General features: G+C 63.2%; 10 protein-coding genes. All 10 read right to left on the bottom strand.

The window, feature by feature from the left end:
* Window positions 1-18 precede the first annotated feature (18 nt).
* Complete coding sequence (locus tag IPI01_16120) at window positions 19-1,341, bottom strand: Gfo/Idh/MocA family oxidoreductase (protein MBK7259295.1); 1,323 nt, start codon at window positions 1,339-1,341, stop codon at window positions 19-21.
* A 227-nt stretch (window positions 1,342-1,568) separates the two neighbouring features.
* Window positions 1,569-2,561, bottom strand: coding sequence for a sugar phosphate isomerase/epimerase (locus IPI01_16115; GenBank protein MBK7259294.1), 993 nt, complete (start codon window positions 2,559-2,561; stop codon window positions 1,569-1,571).
* Window positions 2,562-2,572: 11 nt separating this feature from the next.
* Window positions 2,573-3,745 carry a Gfo/Idh/MocA family oxidoreductase gene (locus tag IPI01_16110; GenBank protein ID MBK7259293.1) on the bottom strand — a complete coding sequence of 391 codons (1,173 nt, stop codon included), beginning with the start codon at window positions 3,743-3,745 and terminating at the stop codon, window positions 2,573-2,575.
* Between the two features lie 87 nt (window positions 3,746-3,832).
* On the bottom strand, window positions 3,833-4,072 hold the full coding sequence (locus tag IPI01_16105) for a hypothetical protein (protein ID MBK7259292.1): 240 nt from the start codon (window positions 4,070-4,072) through the stop codon (window positions 3,833-3,835).
* Window positions 4,069-6,495 (bottom strand): alpha-mannosidase, encoded by a 2,427-nt coding sequence (locus tag IPI01_16100; GenBank protein ID MBK7259291.1) that lies wholly within the window; start codon window positions 6,493-6,495, stop codon window positions 4,069-4,071. The genes IPI01_16105 and IPI01_16100 overlap by 4 nt, the downstream gene beginning before the upstream one ends.
* A gap of 294 nt (window positions 6,496-6,789) precedes the next feature.
* Complete coding sequence (ptsP, locus tag IPI01_16095) at window positions 6,790-9,300, bottom strand: phosphoenolpyruvate--protein phosphotransferase (protein ID MBK7259290.1); 2,511 nt, start codon at window positions 9,298-9,300, stop codon at window positions 6,790-6,792.
* A gap of 15 nt (window positions 9,301-9,315) precedes the next feature.
* A complete protein-coding gene (locus tag IPI01_16090) occupies window positions 9,316-9,615 on the bottom strand; it encodes a PTS fructose transporter subunit IIB (protein ID MBK7259289.1) in 300 nt (99 codons plus the stop codon).
* Entirely contained in the window at window positions 9,612-10,649 is a 1,038-nt protein-coding gene (locus IPI01_16085) for a PTS transporter subunit EIIC (GenBank protein MBK7259288.1), read from the bottom strand. The genes IPI01_16090 and IPI01_16085 overlap by 4 nt, the downstream gene beginning before the upstream one ends.
* 31 nt (window positions 10,650-10,680) lie before the next feature.
* Window positions 10,681-13,728: a chitobiase/beta-hexosaminidase C-terminal domain-containing protein gene (locus IPI01_16080; GenBank protein ID MBK7259287.1), complete on the bottom strand. Its 3,048-nt coding sequence runs from the start codon at window positions 13,726-13,728 to the stop codon at window positions 10,681-10,683.
* A 338-nt stretch (window positions 13,729-14,066) separates the two neighbouring features.
* Window positions 14,067-18,026 carry a chitobiase/beta-hexosaminidase C-terminal domain-containing protein gene (locus IPI01_16075; protein ID MBK7259286.1) on the bottom strand — a complete coding sequence of 1,320 codons (3,960 nt, stop codon included), beginning with the start codon at window positions 18,024-18,026 and terminating at the stop codon, window positions 14,067-14,069.
* Window positions 18,027-18,089: the final 63 nt, after the last annotated feature.

The raw sequence follows: 18,089 nt of genomic DNA, 5'->3' as shown, positions 1-18,089 counted from the left end.
CCTTGTCAGATCGGGTGATCACAGATGCCAGGGGCCACGCATGGTGCGGCCGAGAAGCCGGTCCGCTTCGGGGTCGTTCACGAACCGTTCGGTGGCAGGGTTCCACTGCACCTTCCTCCCGAGCTTCATGGCGATGATACCGAGATGGCCGATCATGATCGACCGGTGTGCCACTTCCGCCGGGGTGATGGTCTTCCGGCGGCTGCGCACGCAATCGATGAAGTTCTGGTGATGGTCGTCACTCTTGTACAGATGGATCTCGTTCGGCCCGATCACCGAGGTGGTGACGCCGGGGATCGACGATTCGAGGACGCCGCCGCGTTCCACCCAGATCCAGCCTTCGCTCCCTTCGAACTGCACGCCCATACCTTTCGGCTGCTTCGTGCGGTCCGCAACGATCATCGTGAACCCTTCGGCATACTTGCAGGTGAACGAATACTTCGTCGGCGTATCGAACAGTCCGTCCGCGGCGTCCGTATACTCCGCGACCCCTTCGATCTCCACCGGCGAGCTCAGCTCCGTGCCCATGCCCCACTGCGCGATGTCACAATGATGGCCGGCCCAGTCGGTGAGCTGTCCCCCGCCGTAATCGCTGATCCACCGGAAGTTCCAGTGGCACCGGTTGGGGATGTACGGCGTCTTCGGCGCCGGACCGAGCCACATCTCATAGTCGAAGCCCGGCGGAGGCGTGGTGACATGATAGCCGCCGTTGTCGTTGATGCTGAACCCGTTGGGCAGTCCGACACGAACGGTATGCACCTTGCCGATGCGCCCGTTGCGTACGAGCTCGCAGGCATACCGGAAGTTCTTCTCCGAGCGCTGCCAGCTGCCTGTCTGCCAGATGGCACCGTAGCGCTCCGTCGCATCGACGATGGCGCGCCCTTCGGGGATGGAGAAGCCGAGCGGCTTTTCACCGTAGACATCCAGTCCGGCTTTGATCGAAGCAACAGCCAGGAGTGCATGCCAGTGGTCGGGGGTGGCGATGCTCACCGCATCGAGGTCCGTCCGCGCGAGCAGCTCACGGAAGTCGCTGTACACCGCGCACCCCTTCGTGCCGTAGTGCTTGTCCACCGCCGCACGCCCTTCTTCGAGCCGTTTGGCATCGACGTCGCAGACGGCAACGATCTGCACCTCCGGCTTCTGCAGGAACGCACCCATATTATAGGTGCCCATATTCCCGATACCGATGCAGGCCATGGTGATCTTCGAGCCGGGGGCAACGATGCCGTTGCGGGCGAAGACCTTCGACGGCAGGATCATCGGCGCGCCGATGGCGCCGACGGCGGCGAGGCCGGCCTTCTTCAGGAAGTCGCGCCGCGTGTTGGATGGGTGCTGCTTCATCTGGGTTCTCCTGTGTGTAGCAGATGCTCTCTAACGAGTGAATTCAAAGACTTGTGTTTCGGTGTGCGGTCCCGGGTGGTGCCCCCACTAGTAACTCCGGCTTTTCTCATCGGCCCCCTCACTGGTGGGAGGGATCGGGGAGTGGCCCCCGCGGCTCACAATTCGCGCATTCATCAGACAGGTTTCGTGGCGCAGGGGCCACTCCCCGAGCCCAGCACACCTAACCTCTACTTGTCGAACGCCGAATCGAAGGCAACCCCCGACGGCGCGAAATCGAGATGCTTCACGAACGCGCACGCCTCACGTGCACCGTGCTCGCGGTCCATGTTGCTGTCCTCCCATTCCACGGAGAGCGGACCGCCATACTTCGCATGGTTCAACGCACGGATGATCTCTTCGAACTTGATCCCGCCGCGGCCGAGCGAACGGAAGTCCCACCCGCGTGCCGGATGCCCGAAGTTCAGATGCGACGCCAGGATGCCGCTCCGGCCGTCGAGCTGCAGCGCTGCATCCTTCATGTGCACATGATAGATGCGGTCGGTGAATTCACGGATGAACTGCACCGGGTCCACCATCTGCCAGTGGAGATGGCTCGGATCGAAATTGAATCCGAAGGTCTTCCTGTGCCCGATCGCTTCGAGCGCGCGGTGCGCAGTGATGATGTCGAACGCGATCTCGGTGGGGTGCACTTCCAGCGCGAACTTCACACCGCATTCATCATACACATCCAGGATCGGGTTCCACATGCGCGCAAAAGAGCGGAACCCGTCCTCGATCGTCGCATCCGCCACCGGCGGGAAACTGTACAACAGATGCCAGATGGGCGAGCCCGTGAACCCGTTCACGACGTGCACGCCCAGGTTGCGCGCCGTGCGCGCGGCGTTCTTCATGGTGGCCACCGCCCATGCGCGCTTCTTTTCCGGATCACCGGCGCACGATGCCGGTGCAAAGCCATCCGACCGGGCATCATTGTTGAGATCGCACACGAGCTGTCCGGCAAGATGATGGCTGATCGCGAACAGCTTCAGGTTGTGCTTCTTCAGCAGCGCCAGCTTCCCGGCGCAGTAGTCCTTGTCCACGGCCCCGCGCTCGACATCCAGATGGTCGCCCCAGCACGCAAGCTCGAGCCCGTCATACCCCCATGATGCTGCCTTCTGCGCAAGGACCTCCAGCGGCAGGTCCGCCCATTGTCCTGTGAAGAGTGTTACCGGTCGTCCCATGATGGTCCTCCTTAGACTGGCATGTTGGTCCATTTTTCAGTGCTCTTGCCACTCGCAATGACGGTCTCGATGAACAACATCCCGCGCAATCCATCCTCCACGTTCGGGAAGTCCAGAGCCAACGCGTCGGGCTTCCTGCCTTCATCAACCGCACGTATGGTGTCGGCGAAGTTGCAGTAGACGTTCGCGAAGGCCTCGAGGAATGCCTCGGGATGTCCGGAGGGGAGGCGTGTCGCACGCGCCGCCGCTGCGCTCTTCTCCGCCACATACCCGTTCCCGCGCCGGAAGATCCTGTCGGGTCCGTTCTGGTCCTTGAGGATCAGCGCATTGGGGTGCTCCTGATGCCATTCCAGCGCCAGCTTCGTGCCGTACACCCGGATCGCAAGTCCGTTCTCTTCGCCCACGGCGATCTGACTGACGTGCAGGATGCCGCGTGCACCGTTGTTGAAGTGCAACAGGCAGTTGCCGTCGTCGTCCAGCCGACGGCCGGCAACGAACGTGGTGATGTCCGCGCACACCTGCGTGATCTTCAACCCGGTGATGTACTCCGCGAGGTTCTCGCAGTGCGTGCCGATGTCGCCGATCGCGCCGGCCACGCCGCTCTGGCCGGGGTCCACGCGCCAAGATGCCTGCACCTGTCCGGTGGCCTCCAGCGGGGTGGAGAGCCACCCCTGGGGATACTGCACCACGACCTTCCGGATCTCGCCGAGCTCGCCGCCGCGGACGATGTCGCGGGCCAGCTTGACCATCGGATAGCCGGTATAATTGTGCATGAGCCCGAAGACCTTGCCGGTCTTCTTCACGACCGCCACGAGGTCGCGCGCTTCCTGCGACGTGAAGGTCATGGGCTTCTCGCACATGACGTGGAAGCCGGATTCGAGTGCCAGCTTCGCGATCGGGAAGTGCGAGTTGTTCGGCGTGGTCACGGCAACGATGTCGATCTTTTCGCCCGCGGAGAGCCGCGCTTCCTTCTCGATCATCTCCTGGTACGATGCGTACGCCCGGGCGGGATCGAGCATAAGCTGTTTGCCGGTGGCGCGCGACTGCTCTGCCGAGCGGCTGAACGCGCCGGCAACGGTCACGATGCCGCCGTCCATCCGTGATGCCTTCCGGTGCACCTCGCCGATGAATGCCCCGGGCCCTCCGCCCACCATCCCCATGCGTAATGGTCTGTCAGATGCCATGATCACTCCTTGATGTCTGCAGTACGATGATGCGGGTTCGCGGACCACGCCCCGTGGTCCGTCCATTCTCATCCGTCGCGCCGTCTGTTAACGGACCGGCGTTCCCGGATATAACTTGTAGGTCTCGATGGCGTGATGCCCGATGCGCAGCGGGATGCGCGCACCGGCGTGGGCCACCTCCACGCCATCGTCTTCGATGATGGACGCCGCACGAACGCGTGCAAGCGGCATCATGAACTGCACCGCCCCCTCCGCATCCTTCCCTTCCATATCGTACACTCGCAGCACCACACTGTCATCGTCATCGCATTTCTTCAATGCCGTCACGCCCCAGTTCTGCGCCGACACCGACAGGAACCCGTGCACGGGCGGCAATGCCGCGCCGCGTCACGGCGTTCCTGCACCACGGCGATGAGCGGATCGTTCACGCCGATAGCCTGCCGCTGGCCGGCGGCTGACCCCGGCGCATGCGAGGTGATGGAGAACCTGTACTGATGGTCCCCTTCCTGCAGATACCAGTTGCCCAGGCCATGACAGCTCCGCCGCGATGCCAGCAGGATGGGCTGCAACACCGGATGGTCCACGGGATGGTCGGTCGGATCGAGGAAGTCCATGACGGCAACATCGGAACTCATCGTCACGCCGCAGGTTGCATCGCTGGCAGTCACAAAATTCTGTACTTCGCGCGGACGGACGTCCACATTGGGCTGGGAATAATCGACCTTGCCATAGGCATATCCAGCCGCACCCGGCATCTCGTCTTTCTGGAAGCGCGCGATGCCCATCGGCACCTGGTAGGCGATCTCCGGTGCGGTCATTGCCAGCGGCAACGCCATGCGGAACTCGCGATAGCGGTCGCCGTTCCAGCCAAGGATCGCCACATCGACGTCGATCCGCTTCACCTCATGATAGACTGTCACCTTTTCCACGATGGTGCATGTAGGAAGCGGCTGGCGCAGGGCGAACACCGCATAGACCGGACCGTTCTCCTCCATGCGCCACACCGGTGCATGGTTGCTGAGCTTGTCGAACCCTTCCATCGTAGGCTGTTGCACGCGCGTGAATTCACCGGCACCGGTCCCCACCGAACGCATGGTGAAGATCTCACCGCCAAGGAATTTTCCCGTGCGCAACAACTCGCGCTTCAGTTCTTTGTCGTAGATGCTCTGGAGTCCGCCCGGGGCGAACCTGATCGTGTAGTGCTTCGATTCCCATGTCAACGGCGCGGGACTGACGATCCGTTGCGACGGGCCGGCCTTATCAGGCACGGCGTAGTATGTTGCGTAACCGTACGACGGGACATCCCGCGCGATGAACGTCACGGCGGTACCGCCTTCCGATGCTCCCGCAGGCACAGCAACCGATTGCGAGGCAACAGCCTTCCCCGATGCATCCGTGATCCTGTATGATCCCGCCGGAAGGACCACCCGCACGGGTTCCGTGCGCGGCCAGGAGAGCGCATTGAACACGACGACCGGTGTCCCTTTCGCCGTCGCGGTCTTGACACGTGCTGCGATGTTTCCGAGCGCCCGACCCAGCAACGCCTTGCCGATCGTCCGTGCGGTATCCGCCTTGCTGCGGAACAACTGATCCGTGACCTGTCCCTGGTTACCGCCCCAGCCGTGGTCGTCATAGATGGAAGCCGCCCACGCGGTATTCAGTTCCTTCTGCGGATACCCTGTCCACGATCCGGCGAGCAACGCATCGATGGTGCTGAACGCCTCGGCCGCGGGAAGCAACACGCCCGCCTGACGCTTCGCGGAGATCGCCCAGTGATGCGTGGGGCCATGGATGTACAACCAGACATTCGGACGCTCGCCGGTGATCGTATCCAGCCGCGCACCCGGCACATCCACCGACCGGAAGAAGTCCTCCGCGGACGAATGTTTCATCACCGGCCGTGACGCATTAGCCGGTGACGGAAGCTCATTCCAGCGGTCCACAAGCTTGCCGAAGTACTGCGGACCCATCGCATCCGCGCTGTTGAGCACGCCGAACTGCGCCGGCATTCCGCGCCCGGCGAAGAACGTCTGCCATTCGTCGTACTTCTTGCCGAGCTTCTCCGCGGCAACCGCCGTGGTCTCGGCAAGGATCAGGCTGTGATTATAATAGTGGCCGGGGGTGTAGGCGATGACGCTCGAGCCGTCCGGACTCTTCCAGCGGAAGAGGTTCTCCTTCTGGCGGCTGATCATGAGGTACGGCACGCCGGCTTTGGCCAGGATCTGCTGCATCTGGGTCGCCCGCCCCGGCACATCGGGGTTCCATGCCACGCGTGCATCGCAGCCCGGCAAATGCGTGCGTATCCATTTCCGTCCGAAGTAGAGCTCCCGCACAAGCTGTTCGCCCGACAACATCGATTCATACGGCTGGTTGTACGTCGCCCCCCATTCCATCTTCCCTTCGCGGGTCAGTCGCAGGACCTCGTCGTAGCGGTCCGGATGGCGTTCGAGGTACTCCACAAGATTGAGGGTGTTCTCCATCCCGTACCGGAAGTCCGGATGCTCGCGCATGATCTTCAGTGCCGGCGTGATCACGACGACATCACGCTGCTCCTTGCACTTCTCGGGGCTGTCCATCCAGGCGATGTCCTGATGACTCGAACCGATCAGATGAATGGTGCTGCGGAGGGTATCGGAAACAGGAGGAACGGCGGGTGGGAGAGCATGGGCTGATGGGCCGGATGGCTGTGCCATGGCTTCCGCCTGCAGGCAGAAGGCAGCACAAGCAAGGATCCAACGGAGAGATCGCATCCGGGTACTCCTTTGTTTCAGTCTATTTTGCGGACATCAGACGACAGCAAGGGCCGGCAATGACGGGGTCGTCATTGCATCCCCCGAAAAACCTTCGCAGGGCTCCGATGGCAACCCGGACACATGGAGCCGGGCACGCACGGTGACTTTGACACCCCCCCCCCCCCCCCCCCCCCCCCCCCCCCCCCCCCCCCCCCCCCCCCCCCCCCCCCCCCCCCCCCCCCCCCCCCCCCCCCCCCCCCCCCCCCCCCGCCCCCCCCCCCCCCCCCGCAGGGTGCGCTGGTACCCTGACACCTACTGCATGGCCTCACTCAATGCGGCCACCACATCCGACGGCGACGGTGCGCCGATGAGCTTCTCACGGAATTCATCATGCATCAGCTTGCGCGACAGCTTCGCGATGATGCGCAGGTGCTCGTCGCCCGGCGCCGCATCATTGATCGTCAGCAGGATCACCATGTTCACCGGGTCTTCGTCACCCTCCACCCAGAGGAAGGGTTTCGCCGGACGGAGGAAGGCGATGGAACTCGACATCACCGCCGCCGATTTGCAGTGCGGGATCGCCACGCCGAACCCGATGCCCGTGGAGAAGGTCTCCTCGCGCCGCCAGACCGCCTCTTCCACTTCATCCGGATCGGCCGTGCGCCCATCGGCATGAAGTGCGTTCACCAGTTCACGGATCACCAGTGCCTTGTCGCTGTTCTCCGATTCCAGCACGATGATATTCCCATCGATCAGCGGCTTCCCGGCGAGTCTGCTGCCGGCAGCGGCTGCAAGCATGGCCTCCACGTCTTCCGGAGTTTCGCATGCCAGCGTCTGTGTCAGGATCGCCCCGCCATCGGCCGCGGTGAACTGCGAGATCCGTTCCTTCATCGCCGGGATGCCCGGCGACGCCAGGCTGATCTCGTCCAGCCCCAGTCCAAGGAACAACGGCGCCGCGGGGATCTTCCCGCCGAGTTCGCCGCACATGCCCACCCACCGGCCATGACGGTGCGCGCCGTCCGTGATCATCTTCAGCAGGCGCAGGAACGAGGGCGTGAACGATGAATACAATCCCCGCACCTTCGGGTTCCCGCGGTCCACCGCGAGGAAATACTGTGTGAGGTCGTTCGAGCCGATGCTGAAGAAATCCACCAGCGGCGCGAGCTGGTCCATGACGAACGCCACGGACGGGATCTCGACCATGATGCCGATCTCCGTCGACGGGTTGAACGCCACCTTCGCCGCGCCGAGTTCTTCTTTGATCCTGTCGATCCACACGCGCATCGCACGGACCTCCGTAACGGATGCGATCATGGGGATCATGATCTTCGCTTTGCCCAGGGCCGATGCGCGCAGCAAGGCACGGAGCTGCGCGTCGATCATTTCCTGGAACGCAGGATACAGCCGCACCGCACGGTAACCGAGGAACGGATTCTCTTCTTCCGGCAACCCCAGATACTCCACCCCTTTGTCGCCGCCGATATCCAGCGTGCGGAAGATGACCGGACGCCCTTTCGCCGCGCGCATGGTCGCGGCATACACCGCGAACTGCTCATCTTCCGTGGGCGGCGCACTGCGGTCCATGAAGAGCATCTCGGTCCGGAACAGTCCGATCCCTTCCGCGCCATCGCGGAACGCCTTCTCTACTTCTTCCACGGATGCGGCATTCGCCGCCACCTCGATGCGTGTGCCGTCGGCCGTCCGCGCATCACGCCCCGCATGCACCGTCAACCGCTGCGCGATCCGCTCCTGCGTCCGCTGCTCTGCCCTGTAGAAGGCGAGCACGGGCTCCGACGGAGCGCTGACCACGATGCCGCGCACCGCATCCAATACCACCATATCTCCGGGTGTCAGATGCAGCACCGCGTCCGGTACGCCGATGACGCACGGGATGCCGAGCGAACGGGCGAGGATGACCGTGTGCGATGTGGCCCCCGCGTGTGCCAGCGCCAACCCTTTCAAACGCCTCTTGTCGAGTCCCATGAACTGCGACGGCGTCAGATCGTCCGCCACCACCACCACATCCTTCTTCAGCGGTGCATCGTGTGACTCTTCGGGCGCACCGTAGGCGGCGTCCATGATCTGCGCCGCAACATCGCGGATATCGACCGCACGCTCGCGCAGGTACTCGCTGTCCGCACTGCCGAGCAATGCCACATACCGCCCGGCGGTCCGGATGACCGCCTGCCCGGTACTCATGCCGTGGTCCGCGATACTGGTCTCGAGCTCCGTCCGAAATTCCACGTCCGTCACGATCGACAGATGCGCCTTTGCAACCTCCGCTTCGGTGCCTCGCCGCGCGGGGCCGGAGCGGTACGACGACTCGAGCACTTCCAGAGCATGATGCAGCCGTTCCCGCTCTTTTCTGGGTCCGGTGGATTTCGCGGCCGCAGGTGGCAATGTGAGCGTACGCGCGTGTACCAGATGCGCCGGCGCGCAGGCGATGCCCGCGCTGACGGGGATCCCATGCATGACGGCAGCAGCGGTGTCGCGCAGAAGACGTGGGACACGCCCGCAGACCGGTGCGACCGGCGCGGGCATATCGTCATCGCAATGCGGCAGCGTTTCGTCCAGGAACATCTGGATCGCATCGGCGGCGCGCTCCGCATCGGTCCCTTCGATCCGCACGACGCACCGGTCGCCTTCCTTCGTCATGGTGCTGACGAGCGCCGGGGTACTCTTCCCGTTCGCGGTGGCATCCGACATCTCGTTCACGACCGTGACCGTGGACGCATAGCGGTTCGCGAGTTCCTGGAATGCGCTGGCAGGCCGCGCATGGAACCCGTTCTTCAGGGGAAAGACGAACTGCAGATCACGGGGCATGAGAAGGGGTCTTCTTTACTGTCCGAGTTTCTCGAAGATGGCGTCGGGCTTCTTGATGGCTTCCTGGACGCCCACTTCCAGCACCTTGATCTTCGCGAAACGGTCCTTGTTCAGCACCGGGATGCCGACGGCGAAGATGGCGATGTCCGCGGCATCGACTTCGGCCTGGGAGATCTCGTTCTCGATGCCCATGGAGCCCTGGGTCTCCACCTTGATGCTGTGTCCGAACTTCTTTGCAGCCTTCTGCAGCTGCTCGGCGGCCATGTACGTGTGTGCGATGCCCGTGGGGCAGGCGGTGACGGCGACGATCTTCATGCTGCTGTCCTTTCCAGTTTTGCTGCCGCGATCTTGCGCAGGGTATTGATGAGGAAGGCCACGGTCAGCGACCCGGCCGCGATGGCGATGATATACATGATGCGGTTGTCGATCACCGGCAACACGATCGGACCGCCGTGCGGGGCATGGTCGCCCACGCCACCGAGCATGGCGATCACCGCACCGACCATGGACCCGGCCATGATGGTGGGGATGACGCGGATCGGATCGCCGGCGGCGAACGGTATCGCGCCCTCGGTGATGCCGATCATGCCCATGGCCAATGCTGCATAGCCCGCTTCACGTTCTTCTTCCGCCCAGAGCTTCTTGCCGATGACCGTCGCAAGGCCGAGGCCGATCGGCGGGATGCAGATCGCCGCGGCGGCGGCGCCCATGACGGCGAAGTTGCCGTCCTTGATCATCGCCACGCCGAAGAAGAATGCCACTTTGTTCACCGGTCCGCCCATGTCGAATGCGATCATGGCACCGATGATCAGCGCAAGCACCACGCTGCTCCCCGCACTCATACCTTTCAGCCATTCGGTCAGGAAGTTCATGAAGTCCTTGATGGGGGATCCGATCACCTGATACATGATGAACCCGACCACGAGGGAAGAGATCACCGGTATGACAAGAATGGGCATGACCGGACGGAGATACGGGGGGAGCTTGATCTTCTTCAACCCGAATACCACGCCGCCGGCGATGAGTCCGGCGACGATGCCGCCGAGGAACCCGGCGCCGACCTGATTGGCGATGTAGCCGCCGACGAAGCCGGCAACCAATCCCGGACGGTCCGCGATGCCGAAGGCGATATAGCCGCCCAGCACAGGCACCAGGAACGAGAACGCGGCCACACCGATATCCAGCACCATCTTGAGGAACGGTGCGTTGGTGAAGTCAGGACCCGTGGGGGTCATCGGCACGAATGCGATCGCGGTGGCGATCATGATGCCGCCCGCGGCCACGAATGGTATCGCGTACGAGACGCCGGCGAGCAGATAGCGTTTGACCTGTTCTGCTGGACTTGGCATGGAACCACCTTTCATCATTGTGTACGTCGTCTTACTTCGCGCGGGAGCCCTTCGTGAACACCGCGCTCTTCATCCTGCTCGTTTTGCCGTCGCGCCCGATCGTGACGGCCTGCACTGTGGTGCTTGCCGTGATCGTGAACGGTGTCGTGTATTCCGGTGATGAGGCATCGGGTGCACTGCCGTCCACCGTGTAGTGCACGGTGCCCGACGGTCCGACCCTGCGGATGCGGACCTCCTGGCTGCCGGCGAATGCGCCACCCGCGGGCTCGATGACCGGCGGGAAGACGATCGCCGCCATCCTCCCCCGCTCCTCGCGGTCGGCCTCGCTCCACTCCTTCATGGTCTCGGGATCGTCCAGCTCCGGCGACGCGAACAATGCTTCCCAATCGAAGTTCTCGTCCAGAGGCGTCATCGCCTTCTCCGGATCGAAGATGTCCGTGTCCACAGGCAGCGCTACGTACGGCGTGGGGTCCGGCGAGTCCATGAAGCAGTCCGCCATGTCGGCGACAGAGGCATCATACTGATTAAGGTACGGAACTCCAAGGACATTCCACATGGTCTTCATCAGACTTCCGAAGCTCGTGTGGACGTGGCTGACGTGGCCCTTTTTCGCATAGGGCGAGATGACCATCGCGATGCTCCGGTGCGCATCCACGTGGTCCACACCCCCCTGCGGGTCATCTTCGGTGACCAGGATCGCCATGTTCTTCCAGTACGGGGTATGCGACAGGAAATCCACCAGCCGCCCCAACGCCAGGTCGTTGTCCATCATGTAGCTTTCCACCATCGGGTACCCGGCCCCGGGCCTCACCCCGGCACCGTGGTCGTTGGGGAGATACACCGTAAGCACCTGCGGCATCGTCTTCCCTTCGCCCACCCACCGGTCCTTGAACTCCCTGATGAACATGTCCATCCGGAACTGGTCCGGGATCGCCATGTTCCACGTCGGGAACAGGTCGGAGGAACGGGTGTGCAGCGGCGCCGGAATGGGATAGTTCACGGTGTACCGCTCGCCGGTATGCTTGAACGCCATGTCCTCGATCGTGTTCACCTGGTCCAGGCCGAACCCGAAATTGAAGAAGTCGACCTTGTTCCGCTCGAAGTGGTCCCAGAGCGTCCCCGCTTCGTTGAGGTCCTCGGGATACACCGCACCGGAGGAACCGGTCATCGCCAGCACGCCGGGGGCTGTGGACACCGGTTTCGGGTTCCTTCCGCCGCCGTATGCGGAGGCAACATTCACCTCGACCCACTCATTGGGATAAGTGCCGGAGAGCCACCGGTGACCGTCCGCCGACACATCCGAATCACAATAGAAGTTGTCGCACACCGCGAACTGCGCCGCCAGTTTGTGATGGTTCGGCATCACGGCGATGTCGTGGAGCACGGGTCCGTTCGGAAGTTGCAGCGTCCGCCCATTGCCATACCGCGCAAGGGATGAGTCGCCGCGGCCGTTCTGAAGCTGTCCGAAGATCTCATCGTACGTGCGGTTCTCTTTCACCACGTATACGACATGTTTGATCGGCGACTCCTTCGCACCTGGGAACATCGGGATCGGGTTCGCGCGCCGCCAGCGCAGCTCCGGCGCATCAGGAGAGACGAACCGGAAGTTGTTCTCCACGACCGTGCGGCTTTCCGCCGCCAGTTCCGTATCCGAGGGGATATCCATCACCGACACGGTGCCGTTCATGCGGCTGCCGATGTACGTCCCGCGCGGGTCCTTATCCGCATCGCCTCCGCCGTTCGGCCCGCTGCCGTATCCTTTCGCATTCGCGACGATGAGCTTCTTCCCATCGGCGCTCACTTTCAGCTTGGAGGGGAACCACCCCGCCGGGAGGTGGCCGATGACGCTGAGCGTGGCCACATCGATGACACCCACCGCGTTGATGCCCGCCTCCGCCACATACAGCCGTTTGCCATCGGGCGCAAGTGCGAGTCCGAACGGGATCAACCCGCGGTACTTCGCCATCTTCGGCTCCGGCACGAGTCGGATGTTCGTGACGACGCTGTCCGACCGCACATCGATCACCGAGATGCAGTCGTTGTTCCCGTTGCTGGCGAAGATGTAGCGGTCCGTCGCCACCACGGAGTTCGGACTTGCACCGCCCAGCGCGGGGATGCCTTCGACGACCTCGCCGACAAGGAACCCGGTCTTCACCTTCGACATCACCTTCAGTGCATGCTCATCGCGGATGTCCACGCTCCACACGGAGAAGGATTCGGGCACGTTCGGGTCGCCGAGCCCCGGAACGTTGATGCTGTCGTTCACGATCCCTTCACGCATCTCCCGCGAACCATAGGCGAACGGCGGCTTCGCAAGCGATGTGCGGTGCGGATCCTTCGGATCGAAACTCTTGATGCGCTCGTACACGAACACGCCGACGTTCGCAACATAGGCCATCGTGCCACCGGGTGAAAGCGTGATGCCGAAGGGATAACGCCCGACCGGAACGTTCGCCACGACCGCATGCGCCGCGGGATCGATGACGAGCATCCGGAAATTCATCTGGTCCACGGCGTAGAGTCGGGTGCCGTCGGCGCTCATCACCATGTCGCCGATATAGCTATCGTCGTAGGCGATGCCATGCACGGGAACATCGCACAGGATCTCGCCGGTGCGCTTCCCCGTGATGCAATCGATGATGTACACCTTCCCTTCCTGTCCGCCCGCCACGTACAACGTCCGGTTGTCCGGCGCGATGGCGAGCCCCATGTACACGGAAGCGAGGATGCCTGCATCGGTGCGGTGCCCTTCCGGCACCTGTTGCACCTGCGGCTCTTCGCCGGTCACGTTCCTGATGATCGTCACGGAGAACGGTCCGGTGCCCGAGTTGGCGGTCACCGCGATGGAGCCATCGGGGCTGAGCACGAGTCCGTACGGATGGGGTGCTGTGCCGATCTGCGTACCGCGCGGCGTGATGAAGCGGCCGTTCGGGATGACCGTCGCGCCGTCGCGTTTGATGTGCGTGTATTCGTTCCCGGCAGGTGCGGTGCTGACCCACTCACGGTCGGAGGTGGCAGTGCATGACCACAGGACGAGCGCCATCGCGCCGGCGAAGCCGATCGCTGCATATGTTCTCATGATGCACCTACCCGTGCGTGGTGAACGGTCGCTGAAGCGGATCCTCGCTTCGCAGCGTTGGCGATGCCCACATCCGACAGATCTTGCCTTCACTTTGTTCGGCAAGATCAGTCGGAGCGGCAATAGTTGATGCACAAGCCAAACTATTACATCAGGGTCCACCACCGCGAGGGCGGAGTCCTCCCGCGGTGGCATACTCATGTACGCAAGCGACGCAGCACGCACCGCGTCAGTGCGTTAGCACTTCAGTCCGTCGGAGCGCTACTCAGCGCGCAGTCCGGCGTGCATACTTCAGCGCTTAGTCCGTCGGCGCGCTCATACTTCAGCGCGTCAGTCCGTCAGTGCGTGAGCATCGACGTCGGTATGATCTGACGATCCATACCCGGCCCGCTGATCCACACTTCCAGGATATCCTCCGACCCGCGGTCGAAATGCGATACCGCGATCGGGTACGTTCCTGCCCGCAGGGCCACGGCACCCGATGCTTCATGCGCCGAGTGCAACCCATCGTTGTCCACGATCTCCAGCGAACCCAGGGAGAGCTTCGCGCCGTCATCCGCGTTTACCGAGAACGTATAGATGCCATCCGCCTTCACCGTGATGTAGCCCGAATACCGCGCCCCCCATTTGTCCTGAATGTGCTGCAATGGATATTCGAATCGCGGCACGACGGTCCAACGGATCGGCGTCATCGATGCAAAGTCCGGCACCTGTGACCACGTTCCCTCAAAGTAGTCGCACCGGAGCCCCTGCGAGCCGGGCTTGTTCCCGGTCACGGGCAGGTACTCCGCCTTCACGAACGTGCCCGACGAAACCTCGCCGATGCGGCCGTTCTTTCCGAACACTGCGGCCTTCACCTTCGCGCTCTGCTTGATGCGCACGGGATACGTGTACGCGGGCGAGCTGAGCTGCGGATCGGTCCCGTCCAGCGTGTAGCGGATCGTACCGGCACCGCTGGACGATGCCAGTGTGAACGTGATCACGTCGGTGAACGCAGTGCTCCCCGCCGGCGTCCCGATGATCACCACGGGCGCGGTCTCGGCGATCGGGGTGGCGGTCCGCGTTGCCTCCAGCGCATTGGCCGCAACGCTCACCGCGAACACACGCACGCGCGGATCGGATGGCAGCGTGAGCGTGGTGGTGCCGGGCTTCACCGGCAATGTGATGCAGTACATCGTGCTGAAGACGTACGCAAGGTTCCGGTCCGTGGACCGGTCATGGGTGTGGGTGGCAATGAACGCCGCCTGCTGCGGCTTCGTGAATGCCGGCGTGAAGAACGGACTCTCGAGCGGTGCCCCGTTGATGCGGCCGAGGGCCAGAGCTTTGCCGTTCAGCAGAGGACTGTCCCACTGTCCGCTCGGACCGATGAACCGCGGGATCACGACCGTATGCGACTCCGTGCCGGTCTTCACCGTCACCTGCGCATCCTCCGTGGCCGCCGCAAGGAGATACACATGATCGAACGTGCCTTTCGGCAGACGCACGGTGTTCCCCTTCGCAGAGAGGAAATTCTGTGCGCCAGGGGCTGAAGAACCGAGCGTGAACTCCACGCCGCTGATGTTCAACGTGGCAGGGACGAGTTCACCGGGGAACGTATGACCCGCGCCGTCCAGATCGCCGTCGGCACGGTTCCCATCCAGACTCATCCCATCGCCGTCGAATGCCAGGGGGACAGACTGTGAGGAGGGCGTTGCGGCCGCTGTCCGTGGAGCGGCGAGGCGCACCGCAAAGGTCTTCGGTGCATACGCACCGATCGTGCCGATCTTCAGGACCGCATCGTCGAACCTCGCGGGGCCGACAGGCTCTTCGGATGCATTCCATTCCGCCGCGGCGGTGAGTGCCGAGGCGAACGTGATCGCAACACCGTTCACCGGCTGCCCGGTCAGATTGCGGAGGCGCACGACGATGTCGTCGCTGTTCTCCGCACGCTTCACCGCGGTCACCATCACGGCATCGGTGTTGCTCGAAAGCATGGAAAATGCCGCACCGAGGGTGCCGGGATGCCCGGCGGTCTGGTACGCCATGAGCGGCTGGTTGAGGCGCGCGGCCTGCCACGCGACCTTCCCGTCCTGCCAGGTCCCTTTGTGGCCGTACACCGCATATGTCACGCGGTGCGTGCCGAGGTCGAGCGCTGCCTGGTCGCTGTAGCCCGGTCCCGTTTCCGGCGTGTGCACGAGCGTCAGCCGCAGTGTGCTGTTGTCCGGCTTGTCCCATCCGTACCGGCTGTCGTTCATGATCGCGACGCCGTACGAGCCATCCTTCGCATCCACAACTGCCCACTGCTGGGCAGGCACTTCATACAGTTTGTCGGTGTTGTTGCCGCGTTCGATCACGCCCATGCCGAGGTCGTACACGGCCTTCTCGTTCTGCACGGCAAGCGGGAACGTCGCCTTGAGCAGCGTCTTCCTGGTGTTCCAGTGGATGGTGGTGTGGAACACCACGCGCTCACCAGCGCTTCCTGCCGCAAGGCGCACATGCTGCACGAACGTGGATCCGTCCATCGTCCGCGTGATCTCGAGTCCGGCCACGACCGGGCCGTTTTCCACGATCTTCACCACTGCCGGTCCGCCGACCGACGCGCGCGGCGGCACCGCCACCGTGTTGGGCATGATCTCCCACGCCGGCCACTTCACGGACTTGTTGGCGAAAAGGTCGAGGCGCTGGGGGCCGCCGAGCATCTCGCGATTCTCTTTCTTGTCATAGATGCTTGCCACGTTCCCCGCGTCGTCGATGCGGATGCGGTAGTGGTCGTTCTCCATGGAGTTCTTGGTGACGCTCAGTCCGGTCTGCGCAACGGCCGGCTTTGCAGCGGACTGCAGCGCATACACGCGCATGCCGACCGGCGGGACGGTCGCCAGGAACGCAACCCGGACGTTCCGGCCATCCACGCTCAGGATCTGCGAAGGCACTTGTTGGCCATCGGCATCAACGACCTTCACCGCCTGAGGAGCACGCTCCGGGAACGTGAACGTCCCTTCGACCATGTCCTCGCGCTGCTGCGAGAGCGGGTTATACACGACGACCGGGATCCCCGCCACGTTCGTCTTCAGTCCGGCCGCCAGCGATCCGACCGCGGAGGTCGTGACCGCGGTGAAGTCCTTGATCGAGAGCAGCTCATCGTTCCACGAGAACGTATACGCTTCGGGGATGCTCGTGCCGGTGAGGTCGTCGTGGAACTGATGCCAGAGGAACCTCTTCCAGTTCGTGGTAAGGCGCGCGGACGGATACGGCAGTCCGCCTGCCCATGCTGCCGCCACCGATGCCCGTTCCGCCGCATCGCCGAGGAGCTCGTTCCGCCGGTTCCAGACCTTCATGGCCGCCTGCGATGTATAGCAGCCCGTGCCGTGCGTGGACATCACCAGCTCTCCTTTATAATGAGGGAGCTTCGCGGCGATCTCCGGTGTGACCTCGCGCGCGACGGAATCCGCGGGAGCGCTGAGGACCCGGATCGGTCCTTTCCCGTTCATCCCCTTCATCAGCCAGTCCACCGACAGCGAATCCGGCGCGCCGCCGATGTCCCCCGTGCCGAAGTACTTGTACCCGCGGTAGAACCCGGAACGGTTCCCGAGGGAGTCGATCGCCTTCAGCCACTGCTGGCTGGTGCTCAGGTCCTCGCGGATCTGTGCGCCATAGTCGCCGGGGTTCACCGTTGCAACGATCTGCGATCCATCCACGCCCTCCCACATCCCGATGTCGAAGGGGACGCCGACGAACGATCCCCAGGTGAGCTTCTGCGTGCTGAACGCCGAGAGGCCCGCATGACGCTCGATGGTGGGCAACGCATACCCGAACCCGAAGCAATCCGGGAGGTAGATGTCCACACTCGACTTCCCGAATTCCTTCTTGAAATAGCCGTTCCCGTACAGCACGTGGCGGAAGATCGACTCGGGCGAGGGGATGTTCACGTCGCCCGCATCGTAGCTGCTGCCGGTCACGTTCCACTGTCCCGATGCCACATACCCGCGCATACGTTCGTAGTCCGCCGGGTAGTACTCCTTCATCAGCTCATACCGGAACGCACCTTCGAAGCTGAACCGGTAGGCGGGATACCGTTCGAACAGCCTGAAGTTATCGTGGAGCGTACTCTTGATGTACTCGTCGATGGTCGTCTGGATCGTCCACCGCCACTGCGTATCGAGATGCGCCGTACCGACGACATGCAGTGTGCGGTCGGGTGCCGCCGGCTGCGACTGCACGGCGGGCTGCGCGGTGCCTTGTGCTTGCACCGGCACGACCATGGAGAGGGAAAGAATGGAAACCGCACAGAGGGCGACAAGAAGAGAGTGACGCTGTTTCATGGGGATGTTCCTGTACTGATGTTGGGTACTGCGTCCCGCGTTGCGGGATGATGATGCAGCATG

This window comes from Ignavibacteriota bacterium (genome assembly GCA_016707525.1).
GTDB lineage: Bacteria > Bacteroidota > Ignavibacteria > UBA10030 > UBA6906 > JAGDMK01.
This window is presented reverse-complemented; position numbering and strand designations above follow the sequence as displayed.